Raw genomic sequence first — 23,443 nt, 5'->3', positions numbered from 1 at the left:
TGAGGCTTTCGGGCCTCAGCCCGGCGCGATCGGGGTCACCGGGTCGCGCCGGGTCAGGGTGACGCACAGGCTCGCCAGGCTGACCAGCAGCAGCGCGGCGATCTCGCGGGCGCCCAGGCGCTGGTGCAGCACGATCAGGCCGGCGACGGCCGCGGCGGCCGGTTCCAGGCTCATCAGCACGCCGAAGACCCGGGTCGGCATCCGCCGCAGGGCGTTGATCTCCAGCCCGTAGGAGAGTACCGAGGAGAGCAGCGCCACGACCGTCGCGCCGACCAGCAGCGACGGGCGGTCGAGCACCGCCGACGCGCCGTGCGCGCCGAACGGCAGGACCAGCAGCGCCGCGACCCCGACCGCGACCGCCAGGCCCCCGGTGCCCGGCACCTGGGTGCCCAGGTGCGCGCTGGCCAGGATGTACCCGGCCCAGCAGAGCCCGGCGGCGAACGCCAGCAGCAGCCCGCCGACCGGCGCCGTCACCCCCGGAGCCAGGCCGAGCAGCGCCACTCCCCCGCCGGCCAGCAGCGCGCAGCACAGGTCGATCAGCCGGCGCGTCTGCGCCAGCGCCAGCAGCAGCGGGCCGAGGAACTCGACGGTGACGCCGACGCCGAGCGGCACCGTGCGCAGGGCCAGGTAGAAGAGCAGGTTCATGCCCGCCATGACGGCGCCGAGCAGCGCGGCTGCCCGCCACGCCGCCGCGTGCCAGCCGCGGATCCTGGGCCGGAACACCGCGCCGAGGATCACGGCCGCGATGGCGAGCCGCAGCAGGGTCATGCCCGCCGCGCCGAGATCCTCGAAGAGGGTACGGGCGACGGCGCTGCCGACCTGCACCGATACGACGGCGGTCAGCACGAGCAGCGGGGCGGGCGGTGGGTTCACTCGGTGCGCAGCGCGACGACCGGGTCGAGCCGGCCGGCCCGTTGCGCGGGCACCACCCCGAAGGCGATGCCGACCAGCGCCGACACCCCGAACGCCAGGGCCAGCGACCACCAGGTGACGGCCGCGGGCACCGGCGACAGCCGGTCGACGAGCAGCGCGGCGGAGATGCCGAGCGCCATGCCGATGACGCCGCCGATCGTGGTGAGCAGGACGGCCTCGAGCAGGAATTGCAGGCCGATGTCGCGGGGCCGGGCGCCGACCGCCTTGCGCAGGCCGATCTCCTTGGTGCGCTCGCGGACGGAGACCAGCATGATGTTGGAGACGCCGACGCCGCCGACGAGCAGGCTGATGCCGGCGATGGCGGCGAGCACCCCGGTGAGCACGCCGAGGATGTCGCCGAGCACGCCGAGGATCTGCTCCTGGGTGACGGCGCTGAAGTCGCTGTCCGGGTGGCGTTCGGTGAGGGTGGCGACGACGTCGTGGCCCAGCGCGTCGATGCGTTCGCGGTCGGGTGCGCGGATGGCGAGCGCGTCGATGCGGTCGGTGCCGAGCAGGCGCTGCGCGGCGGTGACGGGGATGTGCACCTCGCCGTCGCGGTCGACGCCGAGGCTCTGTCCCAGCCGCTCGAACGTGCCGATCACCCGGAACCGGACCCCGCCGATGGTGATCTGGCGGCCGACCGGGTCGCGGTCGCCGAAGAGCCGGGTGGCGACCCCGGCGCCGAGCACGGCGACGCGGCGCGCCGTGCTGACGTCGGAGTGGGTCAGGTAGCTGCCGCGGTCCAGGTGGCGGACGAAGACGGTCGGGGTGGTCTCCAGGACGCCCTGGATGCTGGCGAACGTGGTCCGGCTGCCGGCCCGGACGGTCTCGCCGGAGGCGACGGTGACCGCGACCCGGCCGGGGTCGCCGACCACCCGGCCGACGGCCTCGACGTCGTCGAGCGAGAGGGTCGACACCGACGGCGCGGATCCGGCCTCGAGCCGGCCGGGCACGACGATGAGCAGGTTGGAGCCGAGGCCCTCGACCTGCTGCTCGATCTGCTGCTTGGTGCCGGTGCCGATGGCGACGAGTGCCACCACCGCGGCGACGCCGATGACGACGCCGAGCATGGTGAGGACGCTGCGCAGCCGGTTGGCGCGCAGCGCGTCGAGGGCGACCCGCCAGGCCTCGGCCAGCCTCACCCGTCGCCGTCCCCGGTGCCCGGCGCGGGGTCGACGATGAGACCGTCGCGCATCACGATCTGCCGTCCGGCCCGGGCCGCGACCTCGCGGTCGTGGGTGACCAGCACGATCGCCACCCCCTCGGCGTTCAGGGATTCGAGCAGGGCGAGCACCGACTGGCCGGTGGTGCTGTCGAGGTTGCCCGTCGGCTCGTCGGCGAGCAGCACGGACGGGGCGGTGACCAGGGCCCGGGCGATGGCGACCCGCTGCTGCTCGCCGCCGGACATCTGGTTGGGCCGGTGGTCCAGGCGGTGCGCCAGGCCGACCCGGTCGAGCATCTCGGCGGCGCGGGCCCGGCGCTCGCGGCGCCCCATGCCGCGATAGACCAGCGGCAGGGCGACGTTGTCGCGCGCGGTCGTGCGGGCGAGCAGGTGGAACGACTGGAAGACGAAGCCGATTGTCTCGTTGCGCAGCCGGGCCATCTCCGCCGGCGAGAGCGTGGCCACGTCGCGGCCGCCGATCATCAGCGTGCCGCCGGTCGGCCGGTCGAGCCCGCCGAGCAGGTGCATGAGGGTGGACTTGCCGGAGCCGGAGGTGCCGACGATCGACAGGTAGTCGCCGTCGGGGACGGTCAGCGAGACGCCGCGGAGCGCGGCGACGGAGACGCCGTCGAGCTGGTACGTCCGGGTGACGTCGACGGCGACGATCGCGGGCCCGCCGCTCACGGCACGGTCTGCCCGGCGCTGACCTGGTCCGCGCCGCCGACGACGACCTGCTGGCCGGCGTCGATGCCGGAGACCACCTGCACCACGTCCTCGCCCTGCACGCCGAGGGTGACCGGCACCCGCTCGGCCCGGCCGCCGCGGACCGCCCACACCGTGTCGCGGCCGCCGGAGGAGACGATCGAGGACGCCGGCACGGTCACCGCGTCGGCGGCCTCGCGCACCCGCAGGCGGACGATCGCGCTCATCCCGGGCCGCGGCGTCGGCGCGACCCGGCCGTCGGCGTAGCTGCCCTTGCCGAGGGTGAGCCGGACGCGATAGGACACCCCGCCGCGGGCGGAGGTGGTGGGCAGCAGGTCGACGGCGCGCACGGTCGCCTCGTAGCTCGCGCCCGTCGCGGCGTCGAGCTCCGCGGTGGCCGTGCCGCCGGGCTCGACGAGCAGCACGTCGGTCTCGTCGACCTCGGCGGCCAGGCCGAGCCGGCCGGTGTCGACGATGGTGAGGATCGGGGTTCCCGCGCCGACGACCGCGCCGACCGGCACCGCGGAGTCGACGCCGCTCAGCGGCGCCTGTGCCGGGGCCGCGCCGGTGGTGGCCCCCGCCGGGCCGGCGAGCAGGTCGCTCAGCGACGCGGTGCCGCCCGAGGCGGTGCCGCCCAGCTGGACGACGCCCGAGACGGGCGCGCGCAGGGTGAGCGCGTCGACGGCGGCCTCGGCCAGGTCGTACGCCTGCTTCGCCTGTAGCCGCTGCGCGGCGCTCAGGGCGTTGACCGCCTGTCCCAGGCTCGCGACGCCGCGCTGCACCGAGCGGACGGCGGCGCCGGCGGCCTCGGAGGCGGCCTGGTACTGCTGCCGGGCGGCCTTCACCTGGGTCAGCAGCGCCGCCCGCAGCTCGGCGTCGGTCACCTCGCCGGCCGCGTCCCGGGCGGCGGCGAAGGCCTTGTCCGCGCGGGCGTCGGTGCGGCGCTGGACGGCCCGGAAGCCCGCGGTGCCGCCGGCCGGCACGCCGCCGGCGGAGGCGGCGTCAACGGCCCGGGCGGCGTCCTGGAGGCGGCGGGCGGCGGCCGGCGAGTCGATCACCGCGACCACCTGGCCCTTGGTGACCTTGTCCCCGGCGTCGAAGCGCAGCTCGGCGAGGGTGCCCGCGGCGGGCGAGCTGACGGTGGCGGCGGCGCGGGCGGTGACCGAGCCGGACGCCTCGACGATCTCCGCGACGGTGCCGCGGGCCGCGGTCCCGAGGGCGACTCCGGACGGCTCGCCGCCGCAGGAGGCCGCGGTCAGCGGCGGCAGCAGGGCGCAGGCGACCAGCAGGACAACGGTGCGACGTCGGGGCCGGAACACGAGCGCCACTCTAATCCGGGCCGCCGACCCGGGCTTCCACCGGCACTGACCCCGCCGGAAGGGCTGATCGATTTCGGTCTGAGCCGCCCAGATACCGGCGGGATGTCGGGAATACGCCCGGCGCGCGACAGGTGGGCGACTGCGCAGCTCACGGGCCGGTGTGACGCTGAACTCCGGCCTCGGCCGGCGGGCCGTCGGCGAGGCACAATCGGCCGCAGCTTGAACCGAGCGCCCGTGGCGCCCGTATTGGGGATCACCTGCCGGATCCGCGTACCGAAGGAGGGGACCATGCCGCGTGCCGACGAACTGACGGTGGTGCACCATGACGACACGGTCAGCCGCTTCACCGACGTCACCTACACGCTGACCCGCGAGGGGCTGCGCGTGCTGACGGCGGCCGGCGACGAGAAGGCCTTCACCAGGTTCGACGTCCTCACCACCCACGCCCGGCTGGCGCACGGAGGACTCGCCGCCTGACGCGACAGGGGGCCCGCCGGCGCAGCCGGCGGGCCCCCTGCTACCACTGCTCGGATCAGGTGCCGGGTCGCCGGCCGATCACCTTCACCGTCATGCCGATCTTGCCGATGCTGTAGTACTTCTTGGCGTCGGACGGCAGCAGATTGACGCAACCGTGCGAGCCACGCCACGCGTCGTGGATGTACGTGGTCGTCTGGTGGAAGCCCCGGCCGCCGATGAAGCGCTGCCAGTACGGCAGCCACACGTCGTACGGGTCCGACCATTCCTTCTTGGTGCGCTTATTGATCTTGAAGCTGCCGGCCGGCGTCCGGTAGCCCTTCATGCCCGTCCGCGTGACCGTCGGCTTGGCGTAAACCTTGCCGTTCTTCATCACGTAGGTCGTCTGGTTCGTCAGGTCGACGCAGAACGTGTAACCCGACTTCTTCGCCTTGCACTTCGACGTCTTGGTGGCGGCGATGCGCTTGGCCACCCCGTACGTCGTGGGGCCGGCCAGCCCCGCAGCCGGCTTGATGCCGAACCGGCTCTGGAACTTCTTGATCGCCTTGCAGTCGGCGGCGGACTGCTTGCCGTCGACCGTCACGGTGCCGTAGCCACCGATCTGCTTGAGGTAGCCCTCAACCTGCTTCTGATATTTGCCCGTCGAGCACGAAGCCGCGGCGGCCTTCGTGACGACGACGGCGGTAACCGGCGCCGCTCCGACCGTCCGGACCGCGGCACCTGCCGCGGCCGGGGTCAGGGCGACAACCCCGAGCCCACCGCCGACCACCGCGGCAACGACGGCCGCGGCGAGGCGTGCGGATACCCGCTGCCCTCCCAAAATGGTCCTCCCCAGGAGTTTGTGTGCGCACACATAGAAGCACACGCACACACCTGGGAAGATCATCCGGATGACCCTGGCACGAATCCAGGGGGATACAGGTCACTGCGGGGTGGCGAAGTCCTGCACCCAGTAGGAGGTACGGTCCCCGGCGAAGGCCAGACCCAGGCCGACCTGGTGCAGGCGGCAATCCATGATGTTCTCGCGGTGCTCCGGGCTGTTCATCCACCCGTCGACGACCTCGAAGACGCTCTCCTGGCCCCGCGCGATGTTCTCGCCGTAGCGCTTCCACTGGTAGCCCGCGGCCTCGACCCGGTCGCCGGCCCGCTCGCCGCGGAGGTCCTCGTGCGCGAAGTAGCCGCGCCGGGCCATGTCGGACGCGTGCCGGTTCGCGGCCAGGATCAGCCGGCGGTCGACGGTCACCTCGTCGCAGCCGCCGCGCCTGCGGGCCTGGTTGACCAGGTCGAGCGCCTGCTGCTGCACCGTGCTGCGCGGGTCGGCGGAGAGCGCCTGGTCGGGCGTGACGTCCCGCTGCGCCGCGGCAGGGGAACCGGGCCGGTCACCCTTGCTCGACTTGTTCCGCCGGTCGTCGTCGACGGCGGGATCGACCGCGTCGTCGTCGGCCGCGGGGTCGGTCACGTCGTCGTCGGGCCGGTCCGGCCGGTCGGCCGCGCCGGCCGGCCGCGCGGCGCCGCCCGGCCCGGCATCGTCGGCGGGCTCGTCCTGCGCGGCACCCGGACCCGGATCATCCGGTACGGCGGGAGCGTCGACGACGTCCGGCACCTCCGGCGCGCCCAGGGCGGGCAGCTGCGGAACCGTCGACAGGCCGGGCCACTGGATCAACGGGATCGACACGGCGTCCGGAGTCTCCTCGGCGCCGGCGGTGGTGGCCACCATGATCCCGCCGGCCAGTACCGCCGAGACCGCGGCGGCCACTACGAGAGCAGGTCTGCGCATCCCGTTTCTTCCCCTCTGCTCGCGGCGCCGCGCCCCGTGCACGTCGCTCTCAAGACGGCCCAACGTCACAACCATCCACCGGGTGACTGCTCCCGGTTTCGGCCGCCAGGCGGCGACATTTCTGCCACAATGCGCCCTGACCTGCGGTTATGCCCGTCGAAACGGATCACGGCGAACGCACAGTCGCACGGAGGAAACGGACACTTCATTCCTTCGGGGTAACCCGCGCGGGTCTACATGAGAGCCGATCCGGAGGTTCATCGGCGGGTGCGCACATGGCTAGCGTTCTGCGGTGCGCAATCGTTACCTGGACCTGCTCCGGGCCGCCGCCATCGTCCGAGTGATCGTCTACCACCTGTTCGGCTGGCCATGGCTGTCGATCCTGCTGCCCGCCATGGGCATCATGTTCGCCCTCGCGGGATCGTTGACCGCGGCATCGCTGGACAGACGGTCGGCGGGCGCCGTGATCACCTCCCGGCTGCGCCGCCTGCTACCGCCGCTCTGGGCGCTCGCGCTGATCGCCGTGCCGGCGATGCTGTACCTCGGCTGGGCCGACCAGGACGGCGGCGACGAGCCGTTCACCTGGAAGCTGGGCCTGTGGCTGCTGCCGATCGGTGACCCGCCGGGCAGCGAACGCGGCATCGACGTGTGGGAACCCCTCTGGTACATCCGGGCGTACCTCTGGTTCGTGGTGCTGTCGCCGCTGCTGTACCTGGCGTACAAGAAGATCGGTTGGGCCGCGGTGCCCGCGCCGATCCTCCTGATCGCCTTCCTCGACAAGACCGGGTTCTCGCTGCCGTTCGGCCGCGCGGACGCGGCCATGTGGGACTTCGCGACCTACGGTGCGTGCTGGATCGCGGGCTTCGCCCACCACGACGGCCGCCTGGCCCGCCTGCGCCCGCCGGTGGTCCTCGGCGTGTCGACGGCCATGGGCTGCCTGGCGCTGTACTGGCTGCGCGGGCACGGCGGCGGCGACGGCTACGACCTGAACGAGGTATCGGAGTCGCAGGCCCTGTGGTCCCTGGCGTTCGTGCTGCTGGCCCTGCGCTGGCAGCCCGACATGTCCTGGCTGGCGAAGAACCGGGCCCTCGACGGCGCCGTGGACTTCCTCAACGCCCGGGCGGTGACGATCTACCTGTGGCACAACATCGCGATCGCGGCGATCTGGCCGGTGCTGACCGTGCTGGCGCTGGACGATCTCGACATCATGGACGGTCCCGTCGACCTGGTCGCGGCGATCGGGCTGACGGTACTGGCGGTGCTGGCGCTCGGCTGGGTCGAGGACGTGGCGGCCCGCCGGCGCCCCGCCCTGTGGCCGGTATCCGGTCGCCGCCGGCCGGCCGCGGAGCCGGCCCCGGAACCGGAGCCCGGCCCGCGCAGCGGACGGACCAGGTCCAACGGGTTCGGGCCCGAGCCCGCCTCGGTCGCGGCCGCGTCCGGCGCCGGGCCGGACCCGGAGCCGTCCGTGCCCGTGGCCAAGCCACCGGCGCCCCGCCATGCGAGCGAGCATGTCGCCGCGGCGGACCACGCCGCGCACGGTGGCGGCTTCGCCGGGCCGCCGGTGATCCCGTCCACGCCCGCGACTCACGGCGGCGACCGGCCGACGTGGCCACCGGCACCGGACGACGCCGCCGACCGGTCCGCGCCGGACCCGAGCGGATACGGCAGGCCGCCGGTGGTTCCGTCCATGCACGCCGCCCACGGCGGCGAACGGGCGACGTGGTCACCGGCACCGGACACCGCCGCCGACCGGTCCGCGCCGGGCGCGAGCGGGTACGGCAGGCCGCCGGTCGCGCCGTATCCCGAGGCCGCCGTGGCGTTCGGGCTGCCCGACGGCGGGCAGCGCCTCGACGACCTGGGCCGCCAGGACCTTCGCGCCCGGATCGCACCCGGGCAGTCCCGCGGGCACGACGACGAACCGGCCGCGGCGACGTCGTGGTTCGGCGGGGACTCCGACGAGGGCCGCTGAGGCCGCCGAAACGCCGAACGGCCGGGCGCGCGACCCGATGGTCGCGCACCCGGCCGCCGCCGGTTACCGGGCCCTACTTGACGTAGGCCAGGCCGTCGACCGTGACACCAGGGCGGCCGCTCGTGGCCAGCACCACGATCGTGACCGTGTGCTTGCCGTACGCCGGGCTCTTGGCCCAGACCGCCTGGCGGTACGTCGTCTTGCCGGCCTTCGTGTCGATCGTCGACACCTTCTTGCCGTCCAGGTAGACGGTCGCCTTGCCCGAGTTCTTGAAGCGGCCGACGATCAGCGCCGCCGACCGGCCCGTGAAGGTGAACGTCAGCTTGGCGTTCTTCTTCGAGGCGTACAGCGCCTTGCCGTTGAGGTGCGACTTGGCCGACTTCTTCGTCCAGGTGCCCGACCTCTTCGCCGACGTCTCCGCCAGCAGCGCCGTGGTACGGGTCACCGAGGTGTTGCGGACGTTGCCCACCAGGTCCTTGGCGGACACGCCGAACGTCACCGCCGCGCCCGGCTTCGCCGAGGTCTTCCAGGTCGTCGCGGTCGCCGACAGCGTCGCCTTCGACGGGGACGTGCCGCCGATCCAGGCGACCTTGACGTTGTCGGACGCCTTGAAGTTCACCGCGACCGGCACCGAGGTCGTGCTCACCGTTCCGGTGCGCAGGCCCAGCCACGGCGCGGAGATCGCCGGGAGGGTCACGTCCGAGATGACCGTCGCGGCGGCCGTCGTGTCCGCGTTGCCGCTGACGTGCGTCGCCCGGACCTGTAGCCGGTGCGTACCGGACGGGACGTCGACCGCGCCGGAGCGGGCCGTGCCGGGCAGGGTGGCGCGGGCCGCGCCGTCGACCAGCAGCTCGAACCGGTCGATCGACGCCGACGGGGTCGCCGCCGACCAGCTCAGGGTGGCCTTGCCCTTGACGTAGTACTTACCGCCGGACGAGACGCCGCCGGTCGGTGCGCCGGCCTTGAAGCCGAGGACCCGCGCCGACGCCTCGATCCGGATGGCCGGCAGCTGCGCGTAGAGGCCGTCGCCGGGGCACGCGGTGGCGACACCGTCGCGGTGCCCGGAGACGCGCTGGAACGTCTGCACCGACAGGTGCGGGAACTTGCCGTCGGTCGCGCGCTCGGTCAGCTCCGCGGTCGTACCCGGGTCGAAGCCGTACGCCGTGAGCCGCGCCGCCGCGACCTGCGAGATGATCTTGCGCGCCGGCTCGGCGGCGCCCTCGGCCGTGTAGGTGCCCAGCACCGCGATCGCCGCGGTCCCGGTGTTGAAGCCGTAGGTGTGCGCGCCGACGACGGCCCGGTCGACGCCGCCGCCGCGCCCCTCGAAGAGGTTCCCGCACTTGTCGACCAGGAAGTTGTAGCCGATGTCGTCCCAGCCCTGACTGCCCATGTGGTACGTCTGGATCGCGCGCACGTGCGCCGGCGAGTCCGCGCAGTTGTATGCGTTGCCGCCGTCCGCGGTGTGGTGCACGAACATCACGTTCACGGCGTCCGCCACCGCCGGCTCGGCCTTCGCCGGACCCGCGTTCCACCCGGCCCGGCTGGTGTACGACGGCAGCGGCACCCGCGCGACCGCCGCGATGCCCTTGCCCTTCGCCGGGGCCGGTGCCGTGGTCGTCGCCGGGGCCGGTGCCGCGGGCGCCTCGGTGGTGCCGGCGGGCGCCGCGGTGCTCGCGGCGGGCGCGGCGCTCTCGCTCGGCGCCACCGTGGCCGGGTCGCTCGGCTCGAGCGCGAGGCCGCCGCCCTGTCCCGCGCTGGAACCGGCCTTGCGGCCCGGGTCGACGAGGTCGAGGCGCAGCCCCGCCGGGAGCGGCTTGGCGCCCTCGGCGCTCACCACCCGCGCGGCGACGCCGTCGGACGGGCCGACCCACAGCGGCTCGCTGCCGCCGCGGAGATCGCCCTTGGCCTCGTCACCGCTGTCGGGGCCGCGGGTGCCCGCGGTCTCCAGGGTCTGCCACCCGCTCCAGCGGCCCGTGCCGACCGCCCGGGTACGCACCTCGACGGTGCCGCCGACGGTCAGCGCCGGGTCGGACCAGGTCAGGCCGAGCAGGCTGAACTTCTCGGTGCCGCGCTTGCGCACCTCGACCCGCCGGGCGCCGGGCGCGGGCGGCGCGACGTCGAGGGTGTGCAGGCTGGCCTTCACCGGCTTGCCGTCGCCGTCGTCGACAACGGGCTCCACGGCGGCGGGCTCCGCCGCCGCGACCGGCGCGGCCCGCGACGCCTCGGGCGCCGATCCGCCGGGAAGGTTCAGCGCCACCACCGTCGCCCCGGCGACGAGTACCGCCGAGCCTGCGACGACTCCGACGAGTTGCCGTTGATTCACTCGTACCCCCGTGTACATGGCCGCGATGAGCGGCTGATCGGCCGTGAGAGTATCGGTTCGCCGATCTCTGCGCGGCAGGCCCGGGCCGGTCCGAAGTGGACGTATCTTGATACGTGCCGCCTGCCTGTGCCGCTTCCCCCGTTCGGCCGTGTGGAACGACCCGAACGGTCCGAACCCCGGACGCACGATGACGGCCATCGATCCCGCACCACGCAGACCGACCCGAACGGCCCGAACCGGGACGCGCCCGCGCGGCACCATCCCCTTCGACCCGAACGGCCGACACCCAAGCAAAACCGCGAACCGTCACGGCTGAACGAGCTGAGGTGGGGCGGCGCACAGCGCCTGGGCCATCCTAGGATCCTTGGATACAGGCCGCCCCTCAGGCCGCCCCTCAGGCCGGCCCGAACCACGGCCGGCACGGCTCGAAGCCCGAGATCGTGACCGAGCTCCCGTGTCCCGCCGCCCGCCACCGGTCCGCGGTGAGGCGCAGGTGCCGCAGCTCGACCACCCGGCCGCCCGGCGCGACGACCAGACCGACACCGTTCTCCGCGTACCCGATGCGCCGCGAGACACCCAGCGAGGCCGCGTTCGCCGGCACCGCGGACGACACCGCGGCGACCGCGCCCAGCCGCTCGAACGCCAGCCCGAGCGCCGCCGTGCGCATCGCGACCCCGAGCCCGCGCCCGCGCACCCCGCGCGTCAGCCAGGACGCCGAGTCGACGGTCCGCAACGCCGGGAAGTCCTCCCCCTCCAGCGTCTGTACGCCGACCAGCTCACCCTGGTACCCGACGGCCAGGTGCAGGCTCCACGACGACGGCGACCAGGCGCCGAGCGCGCGCCAGTACCCCTGACAGAACCGCGCGCGCTCCTGCGCCGCGGCGCTCAGGCCGGGAAGGCGTTCGAGCCGGGGATCCTGCTCGAAGTCGTCGGGCAGGATCGCGGCGAGCCGCGCCAGGTCGTCCTCCCGTACGGCCCGGAGCGTCACCTCCCCGCACCGCAGCCGGAGCCCGAACAGCGGCCAGTCGTCCACGCCCGCCCCCTCGATCCGTCGTTCGCGTCCCGGGCCGCCTCGCCGCGGGCTCCGCACCGGCCATTCTGCGCGGCCCGCCCGCCGCCCTGTCGATCCTGCCCGCCGTCGCCGGTTAGGAGTTGATCAAAATAGGCGGATGACCGACGAGGAGATCGCCGAACGGATCCGCCGGGCCCGGCGATGCGACCAGGCGCCGAGCACGATCGGCGGCCATCCGGTACTCATCGACACGATCCGCCTGCCCGCCGGAACGCTCACGACCGCCCGCCGGGTACGCGACGGCCGGATCACGATGCTGCGCGCGAGCGCGGGCTCCTTCCGCGAGGACGTGGCACGGGCCCTGCTCGACGTGCACCCGGTCGCGCCCGGCACGGTCCGGCCGATCCCCATCGACGTACCCGGCCTGCGGCTCGACCGCGCGCTCGTGCTCGGCCCCGGCGAGGACCCGGAGCTCGATCCCGAACTGGACGAGCGGACCGTGACCGTCGTGGCCGTGCACCACAGCGAGATCCTCCCCGGCGAGGCGGAGCGGGACCTCCGCCGGGCGATCTCGCCACACGGCACCGGCCTCGCCCACCGCCTCGACGACTGGAACCGCCACCCGGTACCCCGCGCCGACGCCCGCCTGCTCGACGACTGGCCCGGCGGCGCGATTCGCCGATCGGAGCGACTCCACCCGTGGCAGGCCGAGCGGATCCTGGCCCGGGTCGCACCCGAGGGCCCCGCGGAGGTACGGGTCGAGATCCGCGCCATGGACGGCCACGCCCTCGTCCTGCAGCGCCGCTGGGACCGCGGCGTCGGCACGCTCACCTACCCCGACGGCACGACGGCACCGGTCGACCTGCCGAGGCACGACCTGTGGGCGAGGCTCGCCCCGATCTTCCTGGGCGAGAGCCTGGACGACCTGGTCACGGTCTCACCTGGTACGCCGGAGACCGACGTCCTGGAGCTGCGGTACCAGACGCTGGACCGCGGCTCGGCGTCGCTGCCCGTGCTGGAGACCCTGGACAGGTGCACGGCCCGCCTGGACCGCCAGATCCTGCGAACACCGGGCAACTGGGCCGTCTTCACGTCCCGCTCGGACGCCGTGATCCAGGTGGAGTGCACCGAAGAGGGCCGACTCTGGCTGGAGACCCCCGACCCCTCGACGAAGCGGTCCCACGGCCTCCACGTGACCGTCCAGCAGGCAACCACCCTCCTGGAGATCCTGTCCCGCGAAGACCGCAGCGCCGTAACCGACCTCCCCGACGCCGAAACCATCACCTGGGACTGACTCCCGGCTACTTAATTCGCTCGCCTTATTACCGTGTTCGTCTAATTCGCGCAACCATTCGCCGCCACTGTTCGCGGTCGATAGGTTGGCATGATCGAAAACGGATCGGAAAGGACAAATGACGGCCGGTCCGGGATAATGAATCCATGCGGCAGCTTCAATTCTTCACCACGAGCGAGTTGGCCGCCATGCGTGACCGCACCGCATCTCGCAACTACTCCCCCGAGCGGCACCGCGCGTGGGGCCTCGCTCAACGCCACGCCCGGCGGCTGCGCCGGCTGCGCAGCCGAGACGATGAGCGCCCCACCGCATACCCGGACGAGCGACGCCCCGCAGCCCCGCAGCGGACCCGCCCGGCCGGACCCGGCCACGTCGGATCGGTCAGCGGCGCACCTGGTAGCGCAGGTGAAGCACCCGGTTGCTCTGAAGCACCACGTCGGGATCCTCCAACAGGTGCTGCGCGTCGACCGACCCGAAGTAACGCTTGCCGGACCCGAACACCACGGGTACGACGTCCATGCGCACCTCGTCTACCAGGCCCGCGGCAAGCGCCTGGCCACCGACATCGCCGGCGGCGACCTCGACCAGGCGGTCACCCGCCAGCTCCTGGGCCTTGGCCACGGCCGCCTCGACGCCGTCGACGAAATGGAACGGCGCCTCGGGGTCCCAGCCCTCGGGCGCCGGCCGGTGTGTCACGACGACCACGTGGTCGATCCCGCTCGGAGGCTTCCCGTCCCAGCCGTCCGTCATGTCGAAGACGTGGCGGCCGGCGATCGTCACCCCGATCTGGTCCCAGTACGCCCGGGTGTAGTCGTAGGAGGTCTGCGACACCTTCACGTAGCCGCTCTCGTCCAACGGGACGTCACCGCTGGACAACCAGTCGAACAGCGGCCCGGGCTGATCATTCTCGTCCGCGATGAAGCCGTCCACCGACACCGAGCTGTACATGACCACCTTGCCCACGGGGCTCTCCTTGCTGTGAGGTCCCCCCAAATTAGCGTGCCGTGAGCTGTCGCTCCGGTAAGAAATCAATCGGCCGTCAGCGGCCGTCCCGCGCGTGGCCGGGATGTTCGCGCGGGAACCACCGCCGGACTTCGACGCACCGGGCGGCGTGAGCCCGGTGAACGCCCGGAATTGGTCGCTCATCTGGCCGAGAAACAAAAGGAAATATCGGCAATAGTGCGCCGGGGCGGGTATCGCGCGTCCTGGCGATTACTCGACGTGTCTCGTTCCGGTTATTACGAATGGAGAGTCGCGGTTGCTTGTCGTTATCCGGTCGGGAGGATGCGGGTGGGTGGGGTTCCGGTCCTGATGTCGTCCGGGCGGGCGTGGACCAGCAGAGACTCGCCGCTGCGGACGATCCTTGGGTCGGTCCAGAGCTCGTCCGGTGTCGGGGTGAGCAGCCGGGTCGAGGAACGGTCGGCGTCGTGGAGCAGGAGGGATCTGATGCGGCTGCTCAGGCTTCCCATCCCGTACTCCTGTGCCGGATGGTCCTCCGGCCCCTCGGCCTGGACCGTGTAGAACCGGTCGTCGAGCCATCGGCCGGACGTGTCGAGGGTCTGGTCCCCGCCGACCCGGGTGCCGTCGATCCAGAGCATCCCGGACGAGGTGTTCTCCCACCACAGCACGGCGCGGTGCCGGTCACCCGCGCTGAACCCGATCCAGGCGCGGCCCTCGCCGAGATCCAGGTAGAACGAGTCGCAGGCACCGGGGAGCGGGCCCTCCCGGTGGGTCCGGTCGTCCGGGGCCTCCGCGCGGTCCCGGGAGCAGATCTCCGGGCCGCGGCAGGCGCGGTCGATGCGCCGGGTGCAGCCGAAGCCGGCGGCCGCGCAGTCCCGGGGCCGAGCGCGGGACAGCGCCTCCACCAGTTGGTCCCGGTAGGCGTCCGCGCCCAGCAGGTACCGGTACTCGTCGCTCTCGTTGCGCCGGGTGAACAGCTCCATCGCGGTGCCGGACCGGCGCAGCCAGTCGCGCCAGTGCTCGTCGGCCCACCGCCATCGCCGGGCGCCGCGCACGTCGATGGCCTCCGGTGCCCGCTGGAGGGCCTCCATGATCTGGTCCGCGCGCGAGACCTCGCGCCGCCACCGACTCACCATGTGTGGCCCGACCTCCGCGATGATCATGGCACCTTGACGTCGACATCATCCACGCCGATGTCAATTCGTACGGCCGCTAGGCTCGGTCGGGTGATCGCACGCATGTGGCGCGGCTGGGTCGCGACCGAAGGTGCCGGGGAATACGTCGACTACATCAACCGGACCGGCATGGCCGAATACCGGCGGACTCCGGGCAACGTCGATGCGCAGATGTGGACGCGCGACCTCGGCGACGGCCGCACCGAGGTGGTGACGCTGAGCTGGTGGGAGTCCGCGGAGGCGATCCGCGGTTTCGCCGGCGACGACATCTCGCGGGCCGTCTTCTACCCCGAGGACGAGCGTTTCCTGATCGGCCGCGAGGAGACCGTCACCCACTACACGGTGACCTGACCGGACGCCCCCGGCGGCCGGAGCCGCCGGGGGCCGGACACGTCCTCGTCAGCCGTCGGTGGCCAGGGCGGCGACCGGGCTGACCCGCGAGGCCTTCCGGGCGGGCAGCACCCCGGCCAGCGCGGTGAAGGTGACCAGCGCCGCGAAGACCGCGGCCAGTTGCCACACCGGCAGCGACAGCGGCGCGTTCACCCCGAGTGCCTTGATCGACAGCCAGGCGTACGGGACGCCGAGGAGCAGGCCGATCGTGGCGCCGATGACGCCGTACAGGCTGGATTCCGCGGTGAGCATCACCCGCAGGCCGCCGCGGGACAGGCCGACCGCCCGCAGCAGGCCGGACTCCCGTACCCGTTCCACCACCGAGAGTGCCGTCGTCGTGCCGACGCCGACCACCGCGATCAGCACGGTCAGCCCGATCAGCCCGAGCGCCACCGCGAGTACGCCGTTGAGGACCAGGTTGAGCTGGTCGCGCTGGTCGGCCAGGACGGTGACGCCCACCCCGGTACGGCCCTGCGCGAGCTGCCGCAACGCCTTCTGCCCGGCGGTCCGGCCCTCCTCGCCGGTGTTCGCCGCGTCGGCGAGCAGGCCCGAGTAGCCGGCCGGGGCGCCGAGGCCGGTGAGGTCGGCCGGGTCGAGCAGCAGGTAGGACTGGAGCGGTGCCCCGTCGGGCAGGGTGGCCACCACCTGTACCCGGGCGGTCTTTCCGGCGGCGGCCAGGGTCGTGGTGTCGCCGACCTTCAGGCCGGTCTCGTCGGCGGCGAAGCCCGAGACGGCGATCCGGCCGGGGCCGATGTCCGCGAGCGAACCGGCCGAGACGTCGATCTTGTCGAGCGCCGGCAGGCCCTTCATGGCCAGGTCGGTGGCGGCGAGCCCGTACTCCGAGCCGCCGACCCGCACGTCGTTGAGCCGCCGGTACGGCGTGACGTGCGCCAGGTCGGTGCTCGCCTTCGCCTGGTCGTACACGGCGGCGGGCAGCGTGGCGTCGCCGCCGGAGGTCAGTTCGAAGTCGGCGGGCACCGAGGATGCCAGTTCCCGGTCGGCGAGTACCCGGATCGAGGCCCCGGTCACGACGAGCCCCGCGATCAGGGTCACGCCCAGCGCCACGACCACGGACACCGCGGCGGCCCGCCGGGGCGCACCGCCGACCCCGCCGACCGCGAGCCGGCCGACCGCGCCGAGGCGCCGCACCGGCCAGCCGACGGTGGCGAGCACGGGCCGCACCAGCACCGGCCCGAGGGCCATCAGGGCGAAGAACGCGAGCGCGCCCGAGACGACGACCATGAGCAGCATCGGCTCCACCCGGTAGTCCTCGTCGTCGCGGCCCGGCAGTCCGGCGATGACGTACGCGGCCGACGCCGCCGCGCCCAGCGCGAACAGCAGGCCGAACGCCCAGCGCAGGACGCCGATGTCGCGGCGGGCGCCGGTGGTGCCGGACGACCGCAGCGCCTCGAGCGGGGAGACCCGGGCGGCCGAGAACGCCGGTGCGAGCACGGCCAGGACCGTGATGGTCACCGACAGCAGGACCACGCCGGCCGCGGGCAGCACGGGCCAGCCGGGCGAGGCGACGCTGAGCTCGAGGGCGCGCAGCAGCGGCGGCAGCGCGTGGCCGGCGGCGAGGGCGCCCAGTACGCCGGCCACGCCGGCGACGAGGCCGGTCAGCGCGCCCTCGGCGGCCAGCGCCCGGCTGATCGAGCCGCGCCCGGCGCCGACGGCCCGCAGCAGCGCCAGCTGGCGCATCCGCTGGGCGAAGACGATCCGGAACGTGGACGTGGCGACCAGGCCGGCGGCGATGACGGCGATCGCCACGAACATCGCGACCACGGCGAAGAGGGCGTTCAGGTCGGCCGCCGCCTTGTTGGCCTCGGCCGTGCGTACCGCGAGGCCGGTGCGGACCCGCGGGCGCTCGTAGCCCTCGGCCGGTGCGGGCCCGGACCGCGCGACCCGTTCCACCTCCGCGCGCACGGCGGCCGCGTCGGCGCCGGGCGACAGCCGCAGGTCGACCCGCGCCAGCAGGCCGTCGGGGGCGAGTGGTGCGACGGTGCTCTCCGGCGCGTACCCGGTGAAGCCGTAGTCGTCCCGGGCGTCGACCAGGCCGGTGACGGTGAACTTCACCGGCTTGGCCGGGTTGCCCTTGTCGTCCCAGGCCGTGAAGAGGGTGACGGCGGTGCCGACGGGCAGGCCGAGCCGGTCCGCCGTACGGGGGCTGACGGCGATCTCGCCGGGCGCCGCCGGGAAGCGGCCCTGGGTGACGTGGGTGACCGCGAGCGGTCCGCTGCCGGGGTCGGCCGTCAGGTTCAGGTACTGCCCGCCGGTGGTTCCGGCGGTCTCCGCCCGGCCCACCGCCTCGGCGACGCCGGGCACGGCCCTGATCTTCGCCAGGTGGTCGGCGGTGAGGAAGGGCGCGCCGTCGGGGCTGTCCGGGCCGACGACGAGGTCGACGGCCGCGGGGGTGCCGCTGAGCCCGTCGAGCATCGTGCGCTCGGCGATCTGCTGCGCGAGCACTGTCGCGTAGACCACGAAGGACGCGACGAGCATCGCCAGGCCGGTCAGCAGCAGCCGGGCCGGGCGCCGCGCGACCCCGGTCAGCTGGGTCTGCAACACGGTCATCGGCGCGCACCCAGGTCGCGCAGGGCGTCGGCGATCTCCGCGTGGCCGGGCCGGTCCAGGTCGCCGGCGACCGCGCCGTCGGCGAGCAGCACCACCCGGTCGGCGTAGGCGGCCGCGCCAGGGTCGTGGGTGACCATGACGATGGTCTGTCCGAGGTCGCGCACCGAGTCGCGCAGGAACGTCAGCACCTCGGCGCCGGAGCGCGAGTCGAGGTTGCCGGTCGGCTCGTCGGCGAAGACCACCTCGGGGCGGGAGACCAGCGCGCGGGCCAGGGCGACCCGCTGCTGCTGGCCGCCGGAGAGCTCGCTGGGCCGGTGCGCGAGGCGCCCGGTGATGCCGAGCACGTCGGCGAGGTGCGCGAACAGGCCGCGTTCGGCGCGCCGGCCGGCCAGGTCGAGCGGCAGGGTGATGTTCTGCTCGGCGGTGAGCTGCGGCAGCAGGTTGTAGGACTGGAAGACGAACCCGATCCGCTCGCGGCGGACCTTGGTGAGGACCTTGTCGCTCAGCGTCGTGAGGTCGGTGCCGCCCAGCAGAGCCCGGCCCGAGGTGGCCGTGTCCAGGCCGGCGAGGCAGTGCATGAGCGTCGACTTGCCGGAGCCGGACGGGCCCATGATCGCGGTGAACTGTGCCCGGGCGAAGCCGACGGTGACGCCGTCCAGTGCCCGTACGGCGGTGTCTCCGCTGCCGTACACCTTGACCAGGTCCACGGCGGCGACGGCGGTCATGCCGTCGTCCGGTCCGGCGGGTGCCGGCGCGATGGCCGGGGACTGCGTTCTCATCAGGAGCCTCCGAGGGCGGGGTCGGTGAAACTGGGAGAATCCTGATGGCAGAGCGGCGGCCCGCGCATCGGCCCGCAGCGGGGACAACCGCCCGGCCCGGGTCTGACTTTCGGCCGATGGAGGGGCGTTGACCAGCGGTTACGCTGGGTCACGATGTTGACGCGAAAGAATCTTCTGTTCCACTCCGGCCAGGTCGCCGCCCTGGTCCTGATGGCCGTTCTCGGCCTGATCGACCTGAGCACCCTGACCAGCGGCGGCAGCCTGCTGCTCGCGCCGGTGATGATCGTCAGCGCGGTGGCGACCGCGCTGGTCTGGCTGCCCCGGCACCGGCAGGGTTCGAAGCGTCTGCCGAAGATCGCGATGCTGCTCGCCGGGTGCTCTCTGCTGCTGACGATCGCGCTCGCCGTGGTCACCGGCGGCGTCGGTGGCAGCTTCGGGCTGGCCGAGGCGGTCGGCCTGCTCGGCGTCATGTACGTGGTCACCCGCCGGGGCGACGCGCAGTGGGCGGTCGCCGCCGTGCTGCCGATCGGCATGGCGATCGGCTTCATGCCGCTGCGCGGCGGCCTGACGGCCGACTACGTCATCGCCGGCCTGGCTCTCGGCCTGGCCGCGACCGCGGTCATCGGCCTGGCCGTCTACCTGCGCACCATCGAGTCGACCCGGCAGCGGGCGATCGATTCGGTACGGGCCGAGCAGCGCACCGAGTTCGCCCGCGACCTGCACGACTTCATCGCACACCACGTGACCGGCATCGTGGTGCAGGCGCAGGGCGCCCGCTTCGTCGCCGAGCAGGACCCGAAGCGGGTGATGCTCGCCCTCGAGCAGATCGAGGCGGCCGGCGCCGAGACGATGGCGTCGATGCGCCGGATGGTCGGCGTGCTGCGCGACCCGAACGCCCGGCCCGACGCGCCGCTCGCGCCGCTGGCCGGCGTCGACGAGCTCGGGCCGCTGCTCGACCAGTTCGGCAACTCGGGCGGGGTGCTGGCCCGGCTGCACGTGGACGGGAGCACGGCCGGGATACCGGTGGAGGTGTCCACGTCGGCGTACCGGGTGGTGATGGAGGCGCTGACGAACATCCGCCGGCACGCCCAGGGTGCGCGCGTCGCCGACGTGTGGGTGCGCCGTACCCCCGACTGGCTGCTGGTCCGGGTGGCGAACGACGGTTCCGCGCCGCGCGCCACCGCGCCGCGGGAGGCGCCGGGGTACGGTCTCGTGGGCCTGACGGAACGGGTCCGCGCGGTCGGCGGGCGCATCTCCGCCGGGCCGGGCATCGACGGAGGCTGGGTGGTCGACGCGGCCCTGCCGCTCGACCAGGAGGTGGCGCGGTGATCCGCGTGATGATCGCCGACGACCAGGCGATGGTGCGTACCGGCTTCGGGATGATCATCGGCGCGCAGCCGGACATGGAGCTGGTCGGCGAGGCCGCGGACGGCGTCGAGGCGGTGGCGATGGCCCGCAAGCTGCGGCCGGACGTGGCGCTCTTCGACATCCGGATGCCCCGGATGGACGGCCTCGAGGCCCTGCGGCTGCTCGCCGGCCCGGGCGTCGCGGACCCCATCAAGGTGGTCGTGGTGACGACCTTCGACCTCGACGAGTACGTGCATCAGGCGCTGCGCAACGGCGCGGCCGGCTTCCTGCTGAAGGACTCGGGGCCGGCGCTGCTGGTCGAGGCGGTCCGCGCGGCGATGTCGGGTGACGCGCTGATCAGCCCGTCGATCACCGTACGGCTGCTGGAGCACCTGTCGCCGCCGGCGCCGGCGGGCGACGACGGCGGCCTGTCGCCGCGCGAGCTGGACGTGGTGAAGCTGGCGGCCCGCGGCCTGACGAACGCGGAGATCGCCACCAAGCTCTTCATCTCGGTCGGCACGGTCAAGACGCACCTGGGCAGCGTCCAGACCAAGCTGGGCGCCCGCAACCGGGTGGAGATCGCCGCATGGGCCTGGGAGCGCCGCCTGGTCGGCTGATCGGCCGGTCGGCTCAGTCGCCGGAGACGTCGATCCAGTAGCGGCGCAGCCGGCCGATCTCCGTGTCGCGGATGTCCTCCAGCACGCCGCCGTTGCGCTCGATCACGCGGCGCGAGGCATCGTTGGCCACGTTGCAGGTGATCAGGACCCGGTTCAAGCCGAGTTTGCCGGCATGGCGCAGGACCTCGCCGAGCGCGAACGACGCCAGGCCGCGGCGGCGCGCCGACGGCCGTACGCCGTAGCCGATGTGACCGCCGGCGCGCTCGAGGAAGTCGTTGAGCTCGTGGCGCAGCGCGATCGCGCCCTTCACCTCGCCGTCCTCTACGATCCACCAGTAGGTGCAGTGCACCCAGCCCTCGGGCACCGGGTTCGCCGGGTCCGACTCGCCGAGCAGGCGGCGCACCCAGGCGGCGAAGCCGTCCGGGGTGTCGACCTCGTCGCCCGCGCGCAGGCCGGCACCGTCCTGGTGCGTGTCGCGCCCCCACTCGTCCCGGGAGTCCAGCCAGGCGCGGTGCAGGCGTGCGGTCGGTGCGATCAGCTCAGCCACGACGTGACGATAGCCGTCAGCCGGGGAAGGCGGCGCGGGCGTCCCCGGGTTCGAGGCGGTCGAGGATCCGCCGGGCCATGTCGCCGAACCGTTCGAGCTCCTCGGCGGACAGGGCGTCCAGGATCAGCGCCCGGACCGCCGCGACGTGCCCGGGCGCGCTGGCCAGGACCTTCTCCCAGCCGGCAGCGGTGAGCACCGCGTTGGTGTACCGCCCGTCCGACGGGCAGGCCTTTCGCTCGATCCAGCCCCGCTTCTCCAGGCGCTTCACCACGTGTGACAGCCGGGACAGCGAGCCGTTCGCCAGGGCGGCGAGCTCGCTCATCCGGCGGGTGCGCTCCGGCGCCTCGGAGAGGCTCGCGAGCACCAGGTACTCGAAGTGGCTCAGGCCGGAGTCACGCAGCGTCTGCGCGTCCAGGGCGGCCGGCAGCTTGAGGAGCAGGCCGCCGATGGGCAGCCAGGCGTGCAGCTCGCCCGCGCTGAGCCAGCGGGGAGATCCGGCGGGTTCGACGGTCACGCACATCATCGTACTGCGAAATTGAAGCTTCAAGCAGGGGTGGACTGCCGCCGAAACAAGGATTACGCCGCAAGGGCGAGCATGCGCTGGATCTGGCCCTGTCGCTGCCTGGTCATCGTCTCGGCGAGCGCCTTCGCGGGCGGGTACTGCCCGCCGGTCGCCTCCATCCGGGTCAACTCGACGCAGTTGTGCAGGTGACCGAGGAGCAGGCTGACCGCCGTACGGTCGAAGTCGGTGCCCTTGGCGGCCTCCAGCTCGGCGAGGTCGGAGGGGCGCAGCGAGTGCAGCTCGCCGTGGCCCGCGTGCGCGCCGGCCGCGGGGTCCGCGGACGGCGGCTGCTGCCAGCCGGTGAGCCAGCGCCGCATCGTCGCCGACTCGCCCTGCCACTGGCCCCGCAGCTCGATCGCCAGGGCCCGCACCCGCGGGTCGCCGGCGCGCCGCTCGGCAAGCGCCACCACCTGGTCGCCCTGTCCGATGTAGTCGAGGCTCATCTGGAGGAACATCACGTCGGTGGCGTTGAAGGCGGGCGGCGGCGGGTCCGGCTCGGCGGCGCAGCCCGCCAGGGCGACGACCAGCAGGACGGCGGCGAAGAGGCGGCGCACGATCGAACCTCCCGGTGCGGAAAAGCCGGACGGGTCCACGCGCCGGCGGCGGTGGACCCGTCCGATGGTGCGGGTCAGATCCGGGCCCAGAGGGCCGGGACGTTCGGCGGCTCCCAGCCGGCGAGGGCGGTGTGCGCCTGCAGGCACCGGTACGAGAGGCCGCCGTAGGTGACGGTGCTGCCGACCGCGTACGCGGTGCCGGCCCGCCAGGTGCCACCGGCCGGCGGCGGCGTCGTGGGCGGGTTGGTCGGCGGGTTCGTCGGCGGGGTGGTGGTGGGCGGCGTGGTCGGCGGGGTGCCGCCGCCACCGCCGATGTTCAGGTCCACGCAGGAGTAGAACGCCATCGCGGTGTCCGCGATGTTCCACCTGGCCAGCAGGGTCTGCCGGCCGCTGAAGCCGCCCATGCTGACCGTGTGCGACTTGGTGGCGCCGGGCTGGGCGCCGCCGTCGTTGAAGTTGGCGAGCCGGGTGCCGCCGATGAAGTACTCCCAGTTGGTGGTGGAGTGCCGGGCGGTGAGCACCCAGTTGAACGTCACCGTCTGGCCGACCGACGCGGCGGGCCAGTTCCGGCTGTTGTCGTTGAGCACGGCGAAGCGGCTGCCTCCGCCGTTGCACTGCATCGAGCCCTTGGCCGCCTCGACGCTCTGCGGCTCGTAGATGATGTCGCCGCAGTTGGCCACCGCGCCGCTGGCGCAGTTGGCCTGGCGGCTGGGCGGCGAGGAGATGTAGCCGTGCGCCGAGGCGGGCGCGACGGCGATGAACAGCGAGGCGCCGACCGTGGCAACGGTCAGCATCGGCAGGGTCAGTCTTCGTCTCATGAAGCGCTCCTCTTCATGGGGGGGCCGGCAGGCCGGGGTGGGGGCTCCCGGCCTGCCGCGGGCATCGAGATCGCCCGATGGGAAAGCTCCGTCGGCTGTCCGTTCAACATAAGTTAAAGCTTGTTAACAGTAAATAGACCTAACGAAGTTTTTCGATGCCTCACCAGCCCCGATCGCGTTCC

Annotated in this window: 22 protein-coding genes; 6 read left to right on the top strand and 16 right to left on the bottom strand. The window is 73.3% G+C overall.

What is annotated here, in order from left to right; all coding sequences use genetic code 11:
- Positions 1 to 15: 15 nt before the first annotated feature.
- The 4 genes from BJ971_RS14985 to BJ971_RS14970 are packed head-to-tail and all read right to left on the bottom strand — an operon-like array spanning position 16 to position 4,095.
- Positions 16 to 873: an EamA family transporter gene (locus tag BJ971_RS14985; protein ID WP_239087286.1), complete on the bottom strand. Its 858-nt coding sequence runs from the start codon at positions 871 to 873 to the stop codon at positions 16 to 18.
- Positions 870 to 2,054: an ABC transporter permease gene (locus BJ971_RS14980; RefSeq protein ID WP_184993540.1), complete on the bottom strand. Its 1,185-nt coding sequence runs from the start codon at positions 2,052 to 2,054 to the stop codon at positions 870 to 872. Before BJ971_RS14980 ends, BJ971_RS14985 begins: the two co-directional genes overlap by 4 nt.
- Positions 2,051 to 2,758, bottom strand: a complete 708-nt coding sequence (locus tag BJ971_RS14975; protein ID WP_184993538.1) for an ABC transporter ATP-binding protein — start codon at positions 2,756 to 2,758, stop codon at positions 2,051 to 2,053. The genes BJ971_RS14980 and BJ971_RS14975 overlap by 4 nt, the downstream gene beginning before the upstream one ends.
- Positions 2,755 to 4,095, bottom strand: a complete 1,341-nt coding sequence (locus tag BJ971_RS14970) for an efflux RND transporter periplasmic adaptor subunit (protein ID WP_239087287.1) — start codon at positions 4,093 to 4,095, stop codon at positions 2,755 to 2,757. Before BJ971_RS14970 ends, BJ971_RS14975 begins: the two co-directional genes overlap by 4 nt.
- Before the next feature lie 288 nt (positions 4,096 to 4,383).
- On the opposite strand from BJ971_RS14970, the gene BJ971_RS14965 reads away from it, so the two are divergent.
- A complete protein-coding gene (locus BJ971_RS14965) occupies positions 4,384 to 4,572 on the top strand; it encodes a hypothetical protein (protein ID WP_184993534.1) in 189 nt (62 codons plus the stop codon).
- A 55-nt stretch (positions 4,573 to 4,627) separates the two neighbouring features.
- Here BJ971_RS14965 and BJ971_RS14960 read toward each other — a convergent pair whose 3' ends face one another.
- Both BJ971_RS14960 and BJ971_RS14955 read right to left on the bottom strand, forming a co-directional pair.
- Complete coding sequence (locus BJ971_RS14960) at positions 4,628 to 5,389, bottom strand: L,D-transpeptidase family protein (RefSeq protein WP_239087288.1); 762 nt, start codon at positions 5,387 to 5,389, stop codon at positions 4,628 to 4,630.
- 102 nt (positions 5,390 to 5,491) lie between these two features.
- Positions 5,492 to 6,346: a CAP domain-containing protein gene (locus BJ971_RS14955; RefSeq protein WP_184993530.1), complete on the bottom strand. Its 855-nt coding sequence runs from the start codon at positions 6,344 to 6,346 to the stop codon at positions 5,492 to 5,494.
- 292 nt (positions 6,347 to 6,638) lie between these two features.
- On the opposite strand from BJ971_RS14955, the gene BJ971_RS14950 reads away from it, so the two are divergent.
- Positions 6,639 to 8,315, top strand: a complete 1,677-nt coding sequence (locus BJ971_RS14950) for an acyltransferase family protein (RefSeq protein ID WP_184993528.1) — start codon at positions 6,639 to 6,641, stop codon at positions 8,313 to 8,315.
- Positions 8,316 to 8,388: 73 nt separating this feature from the next.
- On the opposite strand, the gene BJ971_RS42120 is transcribed toward BJ971_RS14950, so the two are convergent.
- Together BJ971_RS42120 and BJ971_RS14940 are read right to left on the bottom strand one after the other, a co-directional pair.
- Positions 8,389 to 10,638 carry an N-acetylmuramoyl-L-alanine amidase gene (locus BJ971_RS42120; RefSeq protein ID WP_203709181.1) on the bottom strand — a complete coding sequence of 750 codons (2,250 nt, stop codon included), beginning with the start codon at positions 10,636 to 10,638 and terminating at the stop codon, positions 8,389 to 8,391.
- A gap of 394 nt (positions 10,639 to 11,032) precedes the next feature.
- Positions 11,033 to 11,671 carry a GNAT family N-acetyltransferase gene (locus BJ971_RS14940; RefSeq protein ID WP_184993526.1) on the bottom strand — a complete coding sequence of 213 codons (639 nt, stop codon included), beginning with the start codon at positions 11,669 to 11,671 and terminating at the stop codon, positions 11,033 to 11,035.
- A 136-nt stretch (positions 11,672 to 11,807) separates the two neighbouring features.
- Between BJ971_RS14940 and BJ971_RS14935 the strand changes: the two genes are divergently transcribed.
- The gene (locus BJ971_RS14935) at positions 11,808 to 12,944 is read left to right on the top strand and encodes a hypothetical protein (RefSeq protein WP_184993524.1); all 1,137 of its coding nucleotides are present in this window, start codon (positions 11,808 to 11,810) and stop codon (positions 12,942 to 12,944) included.
- A gap of 381 nt (positions 12,945 to 13,325) precedes the next feature.
- Here BJ971_RS14935 and BJ971_RS14930 read toward each other — a convergent pair whose 3' ends face one another.
- Positions 13,326 to 13,907, bottom strand: coding sequence for a dihydrofolate reductase family protein (locus tag BJ971_RS14930; RefSeq protein ID WP_184993522.1), 582 nt, complete (start codon positions 13,905 to 13,907; stop codon positions 13,326 to 13,328).
- 305 nt (positions 13,908 to 14,212) lie between these two features.
- A complete protein-coding gene (locus tag BJ971_RS14925; RefSeq protein ID WP_239087289.1) occupies positions 14,213 to 15,067 on the bottom strand; it encodes a hypothetical protein in 855 nt (284 codons plus the stop codon).
- A gap of 63 nt (positions 15,068 to 15,130) precedes the next feature.
- Here BJ971_RS14925 and BJ971_RS14920 point away from each other — a divergent pair, with 63 nt between their 5' ends.
- Positions 15,131 to 15,430, top strand: coding sequence for an antibiotic biosynthesis monooxygenase family protein (locus BJ971_RS14920; RefSeq protein ID WP_184993520.1), 300 nt, complete (start codon positions 15,131 to 15,133; stop codon positions 15,428 to 15,430).
- A gap of 48 nt (positions 15,431 to 15,478) precedes the next feature.
- Here BJ971_RS14920 and BJ971_RS14915 read toward each other — a convergent pair whose 3' ends face one another.
- Complete coding sequence (locus tag BJ971_RS14915) at positions 15,479 to 18,037, bottom strand: FtsX-like permease family protein (protein WP_184993518.1); 2,559 nt, start codon at positions 18,035 to 18,037, stop codon at positions 15,479 to 15,481.
- Positions 18,034 to 18,816 carry an ABC transporter ATP-binding protein gene (locus tag BJ971_RS14910; protein WP_184993516.1) on the bottom strand — a complete coding sequence of 261 codons (783 nt, stop codon included), beginning with the start codon at positions 18,814 to 18,816 and terminating at the stop codon, positions 18,034 to 18,036. The genes BJ971_RS14915 and BJ971_RS14910 overlap by 4 nt, the downstream gene beginning before the upstream one ends.
- Positions 18,817 to 18,969: 153 nt before the next feature.
- On the opposite strand from BJ971_RS14910, the gene BJ971_RS14905 reads away from it, so the two are divergent.
- On the top strand, positions 18,970 to 20,145 hold the full coding sequence (locus BJ971_RS14905; RefSeq protein ID WP_184993514.1) for a sensor histidine kinase: 1,176 nt from the start codon (positions 18,970 to 18,972) through the stop codon (positions 20,143 to 20,145).
- Positions 20,142 to 20,780, top strand: a complete 639-nt coding sequence (locus BJ971_RS14900) for a response regulator (protein WP_184993512.1) — start codon at positions 20,142 to 20,144, stop codon at positions 20,778 to 20,780. Before BJ971_RS14905 ends, BJ971_RS14900 begins: the two co-directional genes overlap by 4 nt.
- A gap of 13 nt (positions 20,781 to 20,793) precedes the next feature.
- On the opposite strand, the gene BJ971_RS14895 is transcribed toward BJ971_RS14900, so the two are convergent.
- The 4 genes from BJ971_RS14895 to BJ971_RS14880 form a co-directional block, all read right to left on the bottom strand.
- Positions 20,794 to 21,327 carry a GNAT family N-acetyltransferase gene (locus tag BJ971_RS14895; protein WP_184993510.1) on the bottom strand — a complete coding sequence of 178 codons (534 nt, stop codon included), beginning with the start codon at positions 21,325 to 21,327 and terminating at the stop codon, positions 20,794 to 20,796.
- Between the two features lie 16 nt (positions 21,328 to 21,343).
- Entirely contained in the window at positions 21,344 to 21,841 is a 498-nt protein-coding gene (locus BJ971_RS14890; RefSeq protein ID WP_377885238.1) for a MarR family winged helix-turn-helix transcriptional regulator, read from the bottom strand.
- Between the two features lie 62 nt (positions 21,842 to 21,903).
- The gene (locus BJ971_RS14885) at positions 21,904 to 22,443 is read right to left on the bottom strand and encodes a DUF305 domain-containing protein (protein ID WP_239087290.1); all 540 of its coding nucleotides are present in this window, start codon (positions 22,441 to 22,443) and stop codon (positions 21,904 to 21,906) included.
- Between the two features lie 74 nt (positions 22,444 to 22,517).
- On the bottom strand, positions 22,518 to 23,261 hold the full coding sequence (locus tag BJ971_RS14880; RefSeq protein WP_184993506.1) for a lytic polysaccharide monooxygenase: 744 nt from the start codon (positions 23,259 to 23,261) through the stop codon (positions 22,518 to 22,520).
- Positions 23,262 to 23,443: the final 182 nt, after the last annotated feature.

It is taken from the genome of Amorphoplanes digitatis (assembly GCF_014205335.1).
Lineage (GTDB): Bacteria > Actinomycetota > Actinomycetes > Mycobacteriales > Micromonosporaceae > Actinoplanes > Actinoplanes digitatus.
Note: the sequence above shows the minus strand (reverse complement) of the source record. Positions and strands in the feature narration are given on the sequence as shown.